Below are 15,249 nucleotides of genomic sequence, written 5' to 3'. Positions count from 1 at the left end.
ATTCCTGTACCTCAATGCATGTTGATCTTGAAGATCGCCCCGGGACACACCGGCGATCCGGGGGTCAGTATTCACCGAGGGTCTCGAGCACCCTCCGGGCCTGGTAGTCCGCACCCAGCTGGTTCGGATGGAACGGCACGGCCAGCCCCACCGGATTACCCGAATACGGCAGCAACCCCTCAACCCACCGTGTCCCGACAGGCTTGCAGGCGTCATGCCCGGCACTACCGTCATAGGTGTCGACGAAATCGACGCCGGTGGTCTCAGCCACCCGCCCGAGCATCTCATGCATCTCGATCAGTTTGTGCCCCAGCCAGATCGCGTCGGCATCGGAGATCGGAATCTCCGGCCAGCACCCGCCATCGAGGCCGATGCCTTCGAAGTAGTCGAGCAGCAAAATACGTGCGTGCGGCGCACGTTCGCGAATGCCCGCGATGACGCCCGCGACCCGAGGCTCGGTCCGCGCGATCTTCTCCGACATCTGGTCGACACCATCCACGACCTCGTGGTCCAGGCAGGGACTGACAGCAGGGTCGAGGGTGATGCAGTCGGTGACCGTAGCGGCCAGATCCGCGTCGTTGCCGCCGATCTCGAGCGTGACCAGGTCCGTGTTCTCGGTCAGCCGATCGAACTGCGGCGCGTTGTAATCCGCCCCGATGTGCTGCGGCACCGTCATGTTCGCGGCGACCGCGCCTCCGCAAGTGGCATCGCGGAAGACCGGCACGTTCAGCGCCGCGGCGACCTGCTTGGCGTAGTTGTGTGAGCTCTGCACACACGCCGTGGGCGTGAACACGGTGGTGAGCTGACTGAGGGTGGCGTCGGCCGCCCACGAATCACCAAGGGCCACATATTCATTGATGGGTGCGGCGGCGTCCGGTTCGGCCTGGGCGGCTCCGGCGGGTAGGACGGCGGCGAGGGCCGCGGCGGTCAGCAGTGCGCGCGAGGTCTTCATAACTGTTCTTCCCTGGGGCAGTCCAATACCGAATGCTGGACTGTTTTCAGTTCGAGAACCTAACAGCTGCGCGCCCGGCCCGCGCGGTGAATCGGAACGTTCGCTACTCGCTAGTACTCCGCCCGCTCCAGGGTTTCCACCCGCTCGTAGCCGAGCATGACGTCGTGCGCGACCTCACCCTCGGCGACCGTGACCCGGCTGAAGGCGGCCGGATAGCCGCGAGCCATGACCGTGTAGCGCCCCTCCGTCAGATCCGGCACCACATAGCGGCCCGTGTCATCGGTGCGGGTGACGGCCACCAGGTCCCCGGCCTCGTCGAGCACGGTGATCTGGGCGTCGGGGACGATCTCGCCGCGCTCGTTGCAGGCCGAGCCGGCGAGCACCGCGCGCGGGGCCAATTCGATGTCGTGACGCAGCATTCCGCTGTCGGGGACGGTGAGCGAGACCGCCGTCGGGCGCATGTGGTCGGCCACCGCGACCAGCGTGTAGGTGCCCGCCAGTACGCCGCGGCAGATGAAGTCGCCCTCGGCCGTCGTGATGGCCGAGCCGACGACATCGCCGAACGCGTCGGTGAGGGTGACGGTCGCATCGCCGAGCGGCACACCGCGCCCCACGGATCGGACCGTGCCCGACACCTCGCCGGACCCGAGCAATGCCACATCGAGTTGCTGCGGGCGGCTGCCGACGCTGAGGTTCACCGCGGCGGGCTGATACCCGAACGCCGAGACGATGAGAACGTAAGCGCCCGCGCGCGGGATGCCGATGAGATACGCCCCGTCCGGTTCGCCGATGGCCCGCGAAACCTGGCGTCCGCGTTGATCGATGAGCGTGAGCACCGCGTCGGGCACCGACTGGCCGTCCTCCCGGTGCACGCAGCCCGACACCGACAGCCCCGACGGCTCGACGAAGTGGAACTCCTCCTCCGGCTCGGGCTCCGGCTCCGGCTCGGCCGTCTCCTCCACCACGGGCATCGGAATATCCTGCAGCGGAATCTCTTTCATGAACATCAGCACGAACGCCGCCACCACCGCGACGGCCGCCGCCACCGCGAACACTCCGCCCATGGCGTGGGTGAAGCCGATCAGGATCGGCGTGCGCACCTGCTCGGGCAGGGCCGCGATGCCGCTGGTATTGCTCTGGATCCGGCCCAGCTGGGCGGTGTCGAAGCCCGGTGGCAGCTGCCCGCCGAAGGCCGCGATGATCTTGCGCGGCAGCAGGTTGAACAGGATGGTCAGGAAGACCGCGACACCCAGCGTGCCGCCCATCTGCCGGAAGAAGGTGGCCGAGGCGGTCGAGACGCCCATGTCCGTGCGCGGTCCCGCGTTCTGGGCCGCGATGATGAGCGTCTGCATGCATCCGCCGAGGCCGAAACCGATGACGCCGCAGTACAACAGCGGCAGCCACAGCGGGGAGTCGTAGCGCACCAGCGCGAACAGGCCCGAGCCGAGCGCGATCACCAGTGAGCCGAGGATCGGCAGCACCTTGTAGCGCCCGGTGAATTTGGTGATCCACCCGGACAACTGCGCGCCCAGCATGATGCCCACCACCAGCGGCAGCATGAAAAGCCCGGAGCGCGTGGGCGAATACCCGCGCACCACCTGGAAGTACAGCGGCACCAGCACGATCGCGCCGAACATGGCCACGCCGACGATGAAGCCGCCCACGATGGCGATGCTGAAGGTGCGACTGCGGAACAGTCGCAGCGGAATCAGCGCGGAGTCCTTCATGAGAAATTCCACCAGCAGGAACGCCACCAGCCCGGCCGCCGCGATCCCGTAGCAGAGCAGCGCCCGGTGCGACTGCCAGCCCCACTCGCGCCCCTGCTGGGCGATGATGAGCAGCGGAACCGTGCCCGCCGCAAGGGCTATCGCGCCCGGCCAGTCGGTGCGGTGGCGGCGGCGCTCGAACGGCACGTCCAGCACCTTGGCGACCACCAGCAGCGCCAGCACCCCGATGGGCACGTTCACCAGGAACACCCAGCGCCAGCCCGCGAGTCGCAGAATGTGATCGGCATTGGAGAAGAAGCCGCCCAGCACCGGCCCGAGCACGGTGGCGATGCCGAACACCATCATGAAATAGCCCTGGTATCGGACCCTTTCGCGGGGCGGCACGATATCGCCGATGATGGTGAACGCCAGCGACATCAGCCCGCCCGCGCCCACGCCCTGCAGCGCGCGGAAACCCGCGAGCTGGTACATGGAGGTCGCGAAGGTGCAGCACACCGAGCCGATCACGAAGACGCCGATGGCGATGAGGTAGCAGGGTTTTCGGCCGTAGATGTCGGCCAGCTTGCCGTAGAGCGGCGTGCTGATGGTGGCGGTGATGAGGTAGGCCGTGGTGGCCCACGCCTGTTTGTCGAAACCGTGCAGGCTGTTGGCGATGCGGACGATCGCCACGCTCACGATGTTCTGGTCCAGCGCCGCCAGGAACACGCCCAGCAGCAGGCCGGACAGGATGGTCATGATCTGGCGGTGCGACATGTTTCCGGGCGGCAGTGTGGTTGCGGCCGCGGTTCTCTCGGTGGTCGGGGCGGCCGGGGCGACCCGAACGGGCGCTGCCACCTGTGCCCGGGTAGAGCGGTTGGTCATGTTTGGGGCCCTTGTCGGATTTCGGCTGTCCGTGCGTGCGGTGCTACTCGAAAAGACCTCGCCATGAAGCAATTCGGGCAGCTTACTCCCGCCGATCGGGCCCCTCACAACAAGGGGTGGTTACGCCTCCGTTTGCGCGTAGAGCGGAATGCCGGTGTGGAAGAAGCGAATGAGCCGGCCGACGCGCACGCAATGGTCGGCGGCGCGCTCGTACTGGTGAGCCAGCAGCGCGATATCGATGGCCATGGCCGAGCCGTGCGGCCAGTCCTCGGCGGAGGCCAGCTCCACCAGCAGCACGCGCAATCGCTCGACGTTCTCATCGCGGGGCACCAGCGCCCGGTCGCGTGGCGGGCTGTGCGCCGCAATGACGCTCACCGAGGTGTCGATGAGATGCGTGACCGCACTGGACATTTCCGCGAGCCGGTCGAGGATATCGGCCGGGGCCGCCGGATTCGGGTAGCGGCGCACCACCGCGTCGGCCACCCGGCTCAGGGCGCGGCTGACGGCGAGCAGATCGTCGGCGATCTGCATGGCGGTGATGACGTGGCGTAGGTCGCGGGCCACCGGCGCTTCCAGCGCCAGCAGGATGACCGAACGGTCCTCACACTTGGCGTGCTCGATCTCCACCTTCTCCTCGAGCGCGAATACCTCGTACGCGGCCGTCAGGTCGCTGCCGGCGAGCGCGGCCGCGGCCCGCTCGGAAGCCTCATGCGTCAGTCTCGCCATATGCGCGAGCTCATCGGTCAGCGCCATCAGTTCGCTGGAGAATTTCGTGCGCACTCGCATATCTTGGCCGCCAACCCGCATACATGCACACTATCGCGGCAAAACCTTTATCCCCGAATGACTCTCGGTTCCTTTTGCTAGCTAAAAACATACCGACCGGATTTCTCCCAGGGCCTCGGTACGGTGCGTCTTCGCCCGAAACTCCCCGCCGTGCACGAGACTGGCCCCGTGGCGACGGACGACTCCGACAACACCGCGGCACCGGCCCGGGCCCCGATGCCCGCGTGGCTACCCCGGGCCATGGTGCTCGCGCTGGCTCTGCTCGGGCTGTTCGAACTCGTCAACTGGGCCGCCCACCAGCTCATCGGCATCGCCATCATGATGACCGTCGCGTTCTTCGTCTCCCTCGCCATGGAACCGGCGGTGGACGGGCTGGCCGCGCGCGGCGTCAATCGCGGCGTCGCCACCGCCGTGGTGTTCGTCATCGTGTTCGCCTGCACCGCGGGCTTCGTCGCGACGCTGGGCGTGCTCATGGTGGAGACGGTCGCCAATGTGGTGAACGAACTGCCGCGGCTCATCGGCGAACTCGTGGACTGGGTCAATCACACCTTCCACCAGAAGTTCACCCTCGACCAGCTGCGCGACCGGCTGTTCAAGGACTCCGACATCATCAGCTCCTACGCCGCGCGGGCCGCGAACAATGTGTGGGGGCTGTCGAGCACGGTGCTGGGCGGGATCGCCAAGTTCGTCACCATCGCGCTGTTCAGCATCTACATGACCGCCGACGGGCCCAAGCTGCGGCGCGCGGTGTGCTCGCTGCTGCCGCCCGCGAAACAGGGTGCGGTACTGCACGCTTGGGACCTGGCCATCGACAAGACCGGCGGCTACCTGTACTCGCGGGCGCTGCTCGCGGTCATCTCCGCCATCGCGCACGGGGCCTTCCTGGCGATGCTGGGGCTGCCGAACTCGCTCGCGCTCGGCATCTGGTTCGGTGTGGTCGCCTCGTTCGTGCCGACCATCGGCACCTATCTGGCGGGCATCCTGCCGATCCTGGTGGCGCTCACCATCAATCCCCTCGACGCGGTGTGGATCGTCATCTTCGTGGTGGTCTACCAATGGCTCCAGGACTACGTGCTGCAGCCGCGCATCACCGCCAAGACCGTCGACGTGAATCCGGCGATCGCGCTGCTGTCGGTGATGGTGGGCGGCGCGCTGCTGGGCGCGGTGGGGGCGCTGCTGGCCATCCCCGCCACCGCCACCCTGCAGGCGTTCCTCAAGGAGTACGTGACGCGCTACGAGGTCGCCGAGGATCCGCGCATCGATCGTCAGGGCCGAACCCGCAAGGAACGCAAGCGGAATCGGGCGGCGAACGACTAGGCTGGCGCGGGCTCCTTGACCTGCGCCTTGGCGCGGGCGGTGCCGATGATCGAGCCGATGATCACCAGCGGGAAGCCGATGGCCATGCCCGCGGTCAGCGGCTCGTCCAGCAGCGAGACGCCGATCAGCAGGGCCACCGCGGGATTGATGTAGGTGATGACGGTGGCGCGCGAGGGTCCGACCTCGCCGATGAGCGCGAAGAAGACCACGAACGCCAGCGCGGTGCAGATCAGGCCGAGACCGACCACCGACCAGCTGGCGCCCGGCGGGTAGTGGGAGGGCATGCGCCACAGCGCGAACGGCAGGTAGATGGCGGCCGCGAAGATCAGCGAGCCGGTCACCACGCCGATCGGCGGCAGCTCGGCCAGCTTGCGGTCGATGATGATGGGGCCCAGCGCGTAGCCGATCACGCTCACGCCGATGGCGGCCATAGCGCCGAGATTCGAGACGTCGATGTCCAGGCCGACCAGGGCGGTGACGCCCGCGAAGCCGATCACCAAGCCCAGGATGCGGCGCATGTCCAGGCGTTCGTGGCCCAGGCGGGTGGTCAAGACGATCGCGATCAGGGGCACCGCGGCGATCAGCAGGCCCACGGTCGAACTGGTCAGCTTGGTCTCCGCGTGGCCGATGAGCAGCCAGGGGCCGGTGATCTCCACGACCGTGTAGACCAGCACCCAGCGCCACTGGCGCAGCGCGGGGAGCAGCACCTTCATCGACAGGGCGATCGGCAGCAGCACCAGCGCGCCCAGCAGGGTCCGGCCGAAAGCCACGAACACCGGGTCGAATTCGCGCACCGCGACCCGGATCATGGCGTAGGGGACACCCCAGATGACGCCCATACCCAGGAACAACAGCCAGCCGCGCTTGCTCACGATCCCGCTCCTTCCGATCAACCGGAGCGTATGCCACGCCGCCGACACGCTGAATCGGTCGTCCAAACGCCCTCGGCGTCCGAACTATTTCAGTGAGCTACGCGAGACCGGGCAGACAGTTGCGAAGATGGCGAGTTCGGGCGGGAACGGCGGTGGTGGCGGCGCTGCTCGCGCTGGGCGCGACGCCCGCGGCGGCGATGCCCGACATCGGGGCGGATCCGCTGACCGGCGCCGGGACGCTCGAGCCCGCGCTGGATTGCGAACCGTCGCCGGAGCAGCCGAATCCGGTGGTGATACTCGGGGGTTTCGGGGCGGTCGGGGACATTCGCGCCACGCTGGACAAGCAGATGGCGGGGATCACCAGCGGGATCCGGGGCATCGGGGGCTGTCCGTTCATCTTCGGGTACGGGATCATCGGGCCGATGCAGGCGGCCGCGCCGGTGTCGGAGTCGGCGGCGCAGCTGTGGGACTTCGTCGAGAAGGTGCGGGCGGCGACGGGGGCCGAGCGGGTCGACATCGTGGCGCATTCCTCGGGGGCGCTGGTCGCGAACTACTACCTGAAGTTCCTCAACGGCGGGCCGCGGGTGGATCGCGCGGTGTATCTCGCGCCGGTGACCAAGGGGACCACGGCCGCGACGCTCATCGGGGGGCTGGATCTGCCGGGGTCACCCGAGGGGTTGGCGGGCGTGCTGAACGACGTTTCGAACCCGCTGCGCGACAGTGTCTTTCGCGGCGTGCAGGGCGCGCTCGATTGCCTTGCGGGGTCGAGGGTCACGCGCGCGCTGCTCGACGGCGGGGTCACCGTGCCTGGGGTGTCGTACTCGGTGCTGGCCACGCGGGGCGATCAGGTGCTGACGCCGGCGGGGACGGCGTCGTTCATCGAGGAGCCGGGTGTGGTGAACGACTTCTTCGAGGATCTGTATCCGCGGGCCGGGACGGCCGGTCATGCCGCCCTGCCGATGCAGCCCGACGCGGCGGACTGGGTGGTGGAACGGCTGCTCTCCGAGTAGCGAAAAACTGTCAAAACTTTCCCAGCGAGAAACATTGCCCACTGGGCACGTTTCGCGCATACTTGGGTCATGCCCGACGAACAGCAGCTCGGACTCCGCGAACGCAAGAAGGCCGACACCCGAAAGGCTTTGAGCGATGCGGCGCTCGAGCTGATGTTCGAACTCGGGTTGGAGAACGTGACGCGCGAGGACATCGCCGCGCGCGCCGGGGTCTCCATCCGCACCTTCAACAACTACTTCTCCGGCAAGTACGACGCGCTCGCCTACCGGCAGCTCGACCGAGTGCGCCGGGGCATCGAGATATTGGGTGCCCGTCCGGCGAATGAGCCACTGTGGCAATCGATTACGGCCGCCCTCGTCGAACCGCTCGAATCCGAACAGGTGAACGCGCCGAACTCGGGCATCCCGACCCGCGCGCAACTCGACGAGTCGAGGAAACTGCTCGCCGCGCCCGAGATGCGGGCCATGCTGTCGCGGGGCGTGGAGGACGATCTGATCGCCGCCATCGCCGCCCGCACCGGCGCCGATCCCGAGCGCTCCATGTATCCGCGTCTCGTGGTCGGCATGATGCTCACCGCCCAGCACGCGGCTCTCGAAGCCTACGTACGCGCCGATCCGCCCGTGCCCGTCACCGACCTGCTCCGGCAGGCGCTGGCGGCCCTCGAGGCGGGTCTGCCCGAACCGCCGGCGTAGCACCGCCGCTACGTCGGTCATCACCGAAATACCCTCGCTGACAAGAGGTTTATTTGCCATGCCCGAAAACATCGCAACCACCGACGTCGTCATCGCCGGAGCCGGGCCGAACGGGCTGCTGCTCGCCTGCGAACTCGCCCTGGCGGGCTTCCATCCGATCGTGCTGGACCGGCTGCCCGCGCCCAGTCTCGAACCGAAGGCCAATGGCCTGGCCGGGCAGGTCGCCCGGGTACTCGACATGCGCGGACTCTACGAGGCGTTCAGCGGGAATGTGGGGGCTCCGGTCCCGGTGCCGCAGTACATCTTCGGCGGAATGCCATTGAATCTGACTGCCGTGGAACCCAATCCGGTGCACCTGGTCCTCAAACCGCAGCCCGAGATGGTGAAGATCCTCACCGAACGCGCCACCGACCTCGGCGTGGATCTACGCTGGGGACACGCGCTGACCGAGATCGAGCCCGCTGCGGACGGGGTGACGGTCACGGTATCCGCGCCCGACCGGACCTACCGGCTGGCCGCCCGCTTCCTGATCGGCGCGGACGGCGGAAAGAGCCTGGTGCGCAAGCGAACCGGCATCGAATTCCCCGGCATCACCTCCAACGGGCACGTCGCCCGCACCGGCCACGCCACCGTTCCCGCGGAACTGCGCACCGGGGACGGCCGCATCGAGATCCCCGGCGTGGGCACCTTCGGCATGGGTCACCATCGCCGCGAGCGCGGCATCTTCGTCTACGCCGAACTCCAGCCCGGCCGACCGCTCGTCGGAACCGTCGAATTCGAAGGCGGCGAACAGTATTCCGACGAGACCCCCATGACCTTCGGGGAACTCCAGGACAGCGTCGAACGCGTGCTCGGCACCCCGCTCCCCCTCGCCCCGCCGACCTGGCCCGGACCGCACAACCTGCGCCGCACCGTCGGCCAGAACACGCGGATCGCCGAGCACTACCGCAGCGGCAATATCTTCCTGCTCGGCGACGCCGCCCACGTTCACTCCGCCATGGGCGGACCCGGACTCAACCTGGGCTTGCAGGACACCGTCAACCTGGGCTGGAAACTCGCCGCCGTCCTTCGGGGCGACGCGCCCGAGGATCTGCTCGACACCTATGAATCCGAACGGCATCCCGTCGCCGAACGCGTCATGATGTACACCCTCTCGCAAGCGGCCCTGGTCTCGCCCGGTCCGGAGATCACCTCTCTCCGAACGCTTTTCGGTGAGCTGATGCAGCTACCGGAGGTGACAACCTACATCGCCAACCTGCTGGCGGGCTCCGACGTCCGCTACGACGTCGGTGACGACCACCCCCTGTCCGGGCGCTTGTTCCCCGATGCCGAGGTCGAAACCGAGAGCGGCCCAACAAGAATCGCGGAACTTCTGCGTTCTGCTCGGCCGCTGCTGCTGACCTTCGACGGTGCCGCGGACCTCGCCGACACGGCAGCGGACTGGGCCGATCGCGTGACGCTGATCCCGGTGACCGGCCCCCGGCCTCCCGCCGCCGCGATGCTGATCCGGCCCGACGGCTATGTGGCCTGGGCAACCGATGCCGTCACCCCGGCCGCGCCGGACGGCCTCCGAGCCGCACTCGAACGCTGGTTCGGTGCCGCGCTCGACCGGACCGGCGTTCGTCACTAACCGATCATCGGGCGATCTCGCGCGGATAATCGTCGAAATCGACTGGCCACAAATCGTTTTAGGCTTCCAGCAGTGCGGGGCAGACCTACGACGGATTGGACCATCGAATGAGATTCCGTAGCACCTTGGTGGCCGGCGTGCTGGTTGTCGGCGCGTCGGCTGTCACCCTGGGGACCGCGCATGCCGAACCCGCGGGCCCGGCGGGGCCGGAGATCAAGTACTCGCTCAAGGTCGTCGACAAGGCCGTTGTCGCGACACTGCGCGGAGCGCGGTTCACGCTCGGCGAGCAGGACGGCACGACGCCCGGCGCACCGAAGACCACGGTCGCCGAGATCAAGGACGACAGCGGTGCGACGGTCGTGTCGATGCCGCTCGATTACCGGATCGGCGACGTCCGGGTGCCCGTCGAAGCGGTCACGAAGAACGACGGCACCGTCCTCGAGATCACCCCGACGAAGCCGGAGAACGTGCGGATCCCCGCCCAGCCGGGTGCGGTGCGGTCGATCGCGTCTCCCACCGAGGACCAGAAGGCGTTGAACGAGTTCAGCGGCAAGCTCTCGGTCGCCGGTCAGGTGGGCGCATTGGTCGGCGGCATCATCGGTTTCGCCGCCGGATGCGTGGCCAGCATTGCGATCGGCTGCCTTCCCGGCGGCGTCGCCGGGGTCCCGGCGGGCGGAATCATCGGCGGCCTGGTGGCGGGTGGACCGACATTGCTGGTCGCGGGCATCGACCTCCTCAACACCTGGCAGGCCGCTCCCGGCACCTCCAAATGGGCCGATCCCCAACCCACCCTGCAGAACTGAGCTCGACACGGCCCGCCAGGCGGCGCTGGCATGATCACGTCGTGAACCTACGATTCGGTATTCAGCTGGCCCCGACCGTGACCGAGTTGCCGCAACTGCGCGCGCTGGCCCGGACAGCGGATCGGGAAGGCTTGGATCTGCTCGGGATCCAAGACCATCCCTACGCCGGCGGGCTGGCCGACACGTTCGCGGTGATCGCCACCGTATTGGCCGAAACCGAACGCCTGCGGGTGTTTCCGGACGTGGCGAGCCTGCCCCTGCGCGGGCCCGCCATGCTCGGCAAGCAGGCCGCCACCCTGGACCTCCTCAGCGGCGGCCGCTTCGAACTCGCCCTCGGCGCGGGCGCCTTCTGGCCCGCCATCGCCGCCATGGGCGGCCCGACCCGAACGAATCCCGAAGCGCTGCAAGCACTCGAGGAGGCCACCCGGATCATCCGGGCCATGTGGCGGCCGGGCACGAAGGCGAAAGTCGAAGGCGCGCACTACTCCGTGACCGGCGTCCAATCCGGCCCGGCCCCCGCCCACCCGGTCGGAATCTGGTTCGGCAGCGTAGGCCCGAAGGCCAATGTCCTCACCGGCCGCATCGCCGACGGCTGGGCCGCCCCCATCCCCCACTACCTCCCCTACGAGAAATGGCAACCGACACAAGCCATCATCTCCGCCGCCGCGATCGACGCGGGCCGCAATCCAGCCGACATCACCCGCATGGCCCAACTGGTCGGAACCATCACCGACACCCCCGGCCCCGTCACCCTCCGAGGCGAAACCCCCATCCGCACCACCGCCGCCGACTGGTCCCGCATCCTCGTCGACCTGGCCACCGAATCCGCCTTCGACACCTTCGTCTACTGGCCCGAATCCCCCACCGAAACCCAACTCCGCCGCTGGACAACCGAAGTCATCCCCGCCACCCGAGCCCACTTCGCCTGATCGGCGCGGGTACCCGCCGCGTCCACGTGGCCCGTGATCATCTCGGGCGCGAGTTCGGGCCTGGGACCGGCGCTGGCCGAGGCGGCGCTCGCGGGCGGTGAGCAGGTGATCGAGTCCGCGGACTTCCCGGGCATACGGCCCGCGGTACGCGCGTTCTGATCGCCGTACATTGCGGACCATGGCAACCGACGCGCTGATCGAACGCATCCTCGCGGTCGGCAATGGGCCACCGACGATCGATGCGCTGCACGAGCTGCTCGACGACACCGCGATCGAAGACTCGGCGACCCCCAAGCGCATCACCGAGGCCGTCCGCGGCCGACAGAACACGTTGTGTCGCAACGAATCCCAGCCTGGATCAATCGCGGACCGACTGAACTGGAAGGTCAGTTGTGGATTGCTGGGGCGAGGAATTGGTCGCACCAGGTGCGGAAGGTTGTCGGGGTGGAGGTTGCGGGGGTGCGGGGGATGGTGTTGTCGAGGCCGTTTTCCTTGGCGCGCATCATGTCCAGGTAGGCGGCTGCGATGGGGGCGGTGACGCCTCGGGCGGTGAGGGTGGTGTGGAAGTCGGTCAGGGATTCGTGGTGGTAGCGGACGGGGCGGCCGAGGGAGTCGGAGAGGATTTGGGCCATGTCGTTGGGGGACAGGTCTTCCGGGCCCAGGAGGGGGAGTTCGGATGTTCCCGTCCAGGAGCGGTCGAGGAGGAGGTGGGCGGCTGCGGCGGCGATGTCGCGGATGGCGACGGTCGGGGCCTTGAAGTCGGGGGGCAGGGTGCCGGTGAAGACGCCGTTGTCGCGGATCGAGGTCGCTTGCCACAGCAGGTTGTCCATGAAGGACGGGTTGGTCAGGGCGCGGTAGGAGACGCCGGTGGCGGCGATCAGGTCGTCCATGGCCAGGGAGGCCGTGACCTGGCCGGCCTCGGCGGCGAAGGGGGTTCCGCGGCCGAGGGCCGAGACGCCGACCACGTGTGTGATCTCGTGGGCGGTGAAGGCTTTCGCGGCGGGGCGGGTGAATTCGGTGTAGACAGCGTCCAGGCTGGGGGCGTGCAGGTCGGGCGGGGCCAGCCAGAAGACCGCGTCCGCGCCGGTGAAGGCGCGGTCGAGGGTGTCGGGGTCGGCGTGCGAGCCGGTGACGATGTCGACGTGGGGGCGGACCGAGTCCGGGAGCTTGGCGGGGTCGCGGACGATGACGCGCAAATCGTCACTGCGGGTGGGGGTTTCGAGGAGGAGCCGGAGAACCTGGCCGCCGATCTGGCCGGTGGGGGTGGTGATGACGATCATGCTTCGAGTCTCGTGAGGATTTGCCGCGGGGTCCAAGACCCTTTCCAGCAATTGATACCGTGAGGGTATGGATCTGGATCTGCGCAAGCTTCGGTACTTCGCGGCGGTGGCGGAGCATCGGCATTTCGGGCGGGCCGCGGAGAAGCTTTTCATCGCGCAACCGGTGCTGAGCAGGCAGATCAAGGCGTTCGAGCAGGAGTTGGATTGCGTGCTGCTCGTACGCACCACCCGGAATGTGGAGTTGACCGCCGCGGGCAGACAACTCTACGAGGAGGCGCTGGGGATTCTCGCGGCCGTGGACGCGGCCATCGAGCGGGTACACGATGTCGACCGCGGCACCAGGCGGCTGGTCGTCGCGTTCTCGGTGGGATTGCATGTCTCCGAAGCGATCCGGGAATTCGCGGTGCGCCACCCGGAGGTCGAGATCGACGTGATTCCCGCGCGCTGGTGGGAACGGGACACGCCGCTGCGGGACGGCCGCGCCCAGATCGGTTACCTGCGAAAGCCTTTCGACGAAACCGGCCTGCGCACCGTACCCGTCGGCCACGACCCTCGGGTCCTGTGCATGCCCGCGAACCATCCGCTGGCGTCGCGCCGGGAACTCACGCTCGCCGATCTCGAGGGCGAGCCCATGCTCGACGTCCAGAGCAAGCGCCCGCTGTCCCTGGAGGAGAAGTTCGAGCTCATCGCCTCCGGTCACGGCCTGATCCTCACCCCCGACAGCGTGGCCCGCGCCTACGTCCGCCCCGACCTCGTCCACCGCCCGGTCACCGACGCCCCCGCCGCCGAGACCTGCCTGGTCGTGCCCGCCGACCACACCGACAAGCTGCTGCGCGAGTTCCTCGACATCGCCATCACAACGTTGCGGCGCTGATCCGGGCCGGATCCGCCGCTTCGCCGCCCGGCCGTTCTAGAGTCCCCCTATGTCGACATCGGAAACGGGGTCAGCAGTCGGTGCCGTCGATACCTCGGCGGCGGAGGCCGGGCGGGCGGTCCGCAAGAAGGTGCCGCGCTCGTCGCTGGGAGGCTGGAAAGCGGGGCCGGACCGGGTCGATCCGGTGTCGGTACTCGAGCGGCAGGCCGAGACCCGGATGCCGGACCTGGTGAAGATCCGGTACGCGCGGATGGCGGCGGGCCAGTTCCCGTTCTACCGAGGTGCGCCCGCGATCATGGCGGCGGACCTGGCGACCGGGGAGAACACCGGCCTCACCGTGCAGCTGTGCGGGGACGCGCACCTGTCGAACTTCGGGTTGTTCGCGTCGCCGGAGCGGTCGCTCGTGTTCGACGTCAACGACTTCGACGAGACGCTGCCCGGCCCGTTCGAGTGGGATGTGAAGCGGCTGGCGGCCAGTGTGGCGGTCGCCGCGCGCGCGAATGGGAGCGGGGACGACGAGGCCGGTGCGGCGGCGGTCGCGGCGGCGCAGGCGTATCGGGAGACGATGGCGCGGCTGGCCACGCTCGGCGAGACCGATGTCTGGTATCAGATGGTCGACGCCGAACAGGTCCAGGAGCTGCTGAAGCCCAAGGACCGTAAGCAGACCGAGAAGGTGATCAGCAAGGCGCGGGCGCGCACCAGCCTGCAGGCGCTGGAGAAGCTGACCGAGCCCGGGCCCGATGGCGCGCCGCGGATCAAGGCGGAGCCGCCGCTGCTCATGCCGATACCGAAAGAGCTGCACACGGAACTGAATACGGTGCTCTCGGATTACCGGGCCACCCTGCCCGAGGACCGCCGGGTCCTGCTGGATCGATACGAATTGCGGGACATCGCAATGAAAGTCGTCGGCGTGGGCAGTGTGGGCACGCGCTGCTTCATCGCCCTGCTGACCGGGCGCAGCACCGGCGATCCACTGTTCCTGCAGGTGAAGCAGGCCGAGGACTCGGTGCTCTCGACGCATTTGCGCGCCAGCCAGTTCAAGCATCAGGGCCATCGGGTGGTGCACGGGCAGCGGCTCACCCAGTCGGCCGGTGACATCTTCCTGGGCTGGGCGACGGGTCCGGACGGACTGTTCTACTACTGGCGTCAGCTGCGAGACATGAAGGGCTCCTTGGTGATCGACGACATGTCACCGGCACAGTTGAAGCAGTACGCCTCGCTGTGCGGGCACACCCTGGCCCGCGGGCACGCGCGCTCGGGTGATCGGGTGGCCATCGCGGGGTACCTCGGCGACAACGACGTCTTCGACAAGGCCATGGGCGAATTCGCGCTCGCGTACGCCGACCAGACCGCCGCCGATCACGAATCCCTGCTCGCCGCCATCGATTCCGGACGGGTCACCGCGGCCGAGGCCGTACCGGCCGACAAGAACGAGTAAAGGGCCAAATGTCCCATTCCGGACGTGATTAGCGCGGTATAGCTATTTCTCAGTGACCTCTTAAAATCAGTCATTAG

Annotated in this window: 14 protein-coding genes; 9 read left to right on the top strand and 5 right to left on the bottom strand. The window is 68.0% G+C overall.

Annotation, left to right across the window (positions count from 1 at the left end; all coding sequences use genetic code 11):
• Nucleotides 1-64 precede the first annotated feature (64 nt).
• From GPX89_RS28735 to GPX89_RS28725, 3 genes are all read right to left on the bottom strand, one after another.
• Nucleotides 65-952 (bottom strand): SGNH/GDSL hydrolase family protein, encoded by an 888-nt coding sequence (locus GPX89_RS28735; protein WP_157390827.1) that lies wholly within the window; start codon nt 950-952, stop codon nt 65-67.
• A gap of 110 nt (nt 953-1,062) precedes the next feature.
• Complete coding sequence (locus GPX89_RS28730; protein ID WP_157390826.1) at nt 1,063-3,540, bottom strand: MFS transporter; 2,478 nt, start codon at nt 3,538-3,540, stop codon at nt 1,063-1,065.
• Nucleotides 3,541-3,660: 120 nt separating this feature from the next.
• Entirely contained in the window at nt 3,661-4,320 is a 660-nt protein-coding gene (locus GPX89_RS28725; RefSeq protein WP_328602418.1) for a phosphate signaling complex PhoU family protein, read from the bottom strand.
• Between the two features lie 174 nt (nt 4,321-4,494).
• On the opposite strand from GPX89_RS28725, the gene GPX89_RS28720 reads away from it, so the two are divergent.
• Nucleotides 4,495-5,643, top strand: coding sequence for an AI-2E family transporter (locus tag GPX89_RS28720; protein WP_328602417.1), 1,149 nt, complete (start codon nt 4,495-4,497; stop codon nt 5,641-5,643).
• Here the strand turns inward: GPX89_RS28720 and GPX89_RS28715 are convergent.
• Nucleotides 5,640-6,515, bottom strand: coding sequence for a DMT family transporter (locus GPX89_RS28715; RefSeq protein ID WP_328602416.1), 876 nt, complete (start codon nt 6,513-6,515; stop codon nt 5,640-5,642). The two genes, GPX89_RS28720 and GPX89_RS28715, sit on opposite strands and share 4 nt — an antisense overlap.
• Before the next feature lie 152 nt (nt 6,516-6,667).
• Between GPX89_RS28715 and GPX89_RS28710 the strand changes: the two genes are divergently transcribed.
• The 6 genes from GPX89_RS28710 (at nt 6,668) to GPX89_RS45575 (ending at nt 11,739) form a co-directional block, all read left to right on the top strand.
• Nucleotides 6,668-7,525, top strand: a complete 858-nt coding sequence (locus GPX89_RS28710; protein WP_157390824.1) for an esterase/lipase family protein — start codon at nt 6,668-6,670, stop codon at nt 7,523-7,525.
• Between the two features lie 69 nt (nt 7,526-7,594).
• Nucleotides 7,595-8,218 (top strand): TetR/AcrR family transcriptional regulator, encoded by a 624-nt coding sequence (locus tag GPX89_RS28705; protein ID WP_157390823.1) that lies wholly within the window; start codon nt 7,595-7,597, stop codon nt 8,216-8,218.
• 58 nt (nt 8,219-8,276) lie between these two features.
• Entirely contained in the window at nt 8,277-9,848 is a 1,572-nt protein-coding gene (locus GPX89_RS28700) for an FAD-dependent monooxygenase (protein ID WP_157390822.1), read from the top strand.
• 107 nt (nt 9,849-9,955) lie between these two features.
• A complete protein-coding gene (locus GPX89_RS28695) occupies nt 9,956-10,651 on the top strand; it encodes a hypothetical protein (protein WP_157390821.1) in 696 nt (231 codons plus the stop codon).
• A gap of 41 nt (nt 10,652-10,692) precedes the next feature.
• The gene (locus GPX89_RS28690) at nt 10,693-11,580 is read left to right on the top strand and encodes an LLM class flavin-dependent oxidoreductase (protein ID WP_328602415.1); all 888 of its coding nucleotides are present in this window, start codon (nt 10,693-10,695) and stop codon (nt 11,578-11,580) included.
• A gap of 33 nt (nt 11,581-11,613) precedes the next feature.
• On the top strand, nt 11,614-11,739 hold the full coding sequence (locus GPX89_RS45575) for a hypothetical protein (RefSeq protein ID WP_268893380.1): 126 nt from the start codon (nt 11,614-11,616) through the stop codon (nt 11,737-11,739).
• A 227-nt stretch (nt 11,740-11,966) separates the two neighbouring features.
• Here GPX89_RS45575 and GPX89_RS28680 read toward each other — a convergent pair whose 3' ends face one another.
• Entirely contained in the window at nt 11,967-12,860 is an 894-nt protein-coding gene (locus GPX89_RS28680; RefSeq protein ID WP_157390819.1) for an NAD(P)H-binding protein, read from the bottom strand.
• 67 nt (nt 12,861-12,927) lie between these two features.
• Here GPX89_RS28680 and GPX89_RS28675 point away from each other — a divergent pair, with 67 nt between their 5' ends.
• Nucleotides 12,928-13,734 carry a LysR family transcriptional regulator gene (locus tag GPX89_RS28675; protein WP_157390818.1) on the top strand — a complete coding sequence of 269 codons (807 nt, stop codon included), beginning with the start codon at nt 12,928-12,930 and terminating at the stop codon, nt 13,732-13,734.
• Nucleotides 13,735-13,783: 49 nt separating this feature from the next.
• Entirely contained in the window at nt 13,784-15,172 is a 1,389-nt protein-coding gene (locus GPX89_RS28670; protein WP_157390817.1) for a DUF2252 domain-containing protein, read from the top strand.
• Nucleotides 15,173-15,249: the final 77 nt, after the last annotated feature.

It is taken from the genome of Nocardia terrae (assembly GCF_009760405.1).
Classification (GTDB): Bacteria; Actinomycetota; Actinomycetes; order Mycobacteriales; family Mycobacteriaceae; genus Nocardia; species Nocardia terrae.
Note: the sequence above shows the minus strand (reverse complement) of the source record. Positions and strands in the feature narration are given on the sequence as shown.